The 902-nt window shown below is 64.5% G+C and carries 1 protein-coding gene; it reads right to left on the bottom strand.

Features of this window, described 5'->3' with window-relative positions:
* A partial coding sequence (locus tag A3730_RS02105; protein WP_156500801.1) for a phosphoenolpyruvate carboxylase occupies positions 1–902 on the bottom strand: 902 nt, incomplete at both ends.

Below are 902 nucleotides of genomic sequence, written 5' to 3'. Positions count from 1 at the left end.
GCGCGCCTGCAGTTCCTCTACCAGAAACGCCTGGCGGGCCGCTTCATCCCAGTCGTTGTAACTGCCAAGCTGCAGATAGCGGGTAATCGCATTCAGCACCTCACTGTGGCGGGTGGATTCCTGGCGGATATCCAGCCGCAACAGGGTAATCCCGAAGCAGTTCAGGCGGCGCAGGGTGTTCTTCAAATCACCGTCGGCGATATCGCTCAACCCCACGGCGCGTAACGAGCGATCCAGCATCTGCAGCGGCGCCATCAGTTCTTCGCGGCGCAGGTACGCGTCCCCCTCCGGCACCGGCAAGCCTTCCACCTGCGCTTCCATTTGGCGACGGGTCAGGCGCAGGCGGCTGCGCACATCGCGCAACAACACCCGGTACGGTTCGTGGGTGGGGCCCGTGGCGGCCAGCAGTTCCTCACTGGCGGCTTTCATGGACAAGTCCGCCAGCAAATTCTCCACATCCCGCAGGTACAGATCCGCCGCCATCCAGCGCGCCAGCAGCAACACTTCGCGGGTCACCGGGGCGGTGACGTTGGGGTTGCCGTCCCGGTCACCGCCCATCCATGAGGCCAGCTTCACCGGCGCCCAGTCTGCTGGCGGCGCGGGCAGGCCCTGCTCGGCCAGCTGCGCTTCCAGCCGGCGTAAGACATCCGGTACGGCCTGCCACAGGGATTGCTCAATGGTGGCAAAGCCCCATTTGGCTTCGTCCACCGGGGTGGGCTTTTCACGGCGGATTTCATCGGTGCACCAGGCCGCCAGGATCACCCGGCGCAGCCGTTCACGGCGCAACTGGCGCTCGTCATCATTAAGATCGGAACGGTCCAGCTCACTGAGCAGATCAGCCATCTGGTCATACTTGCGAATCAGGGTGCGACGAGTGACCTCGGTGGGGTGCGCGGTCAGCA

Source organism: Alcanivorax sp. HI0044 (genome assembly GCF_001634945.1).
Note: the sequence above shows the minus strand (reverse complement) of the source record. Positions and strands in the feature narration are given on the sequence as shown.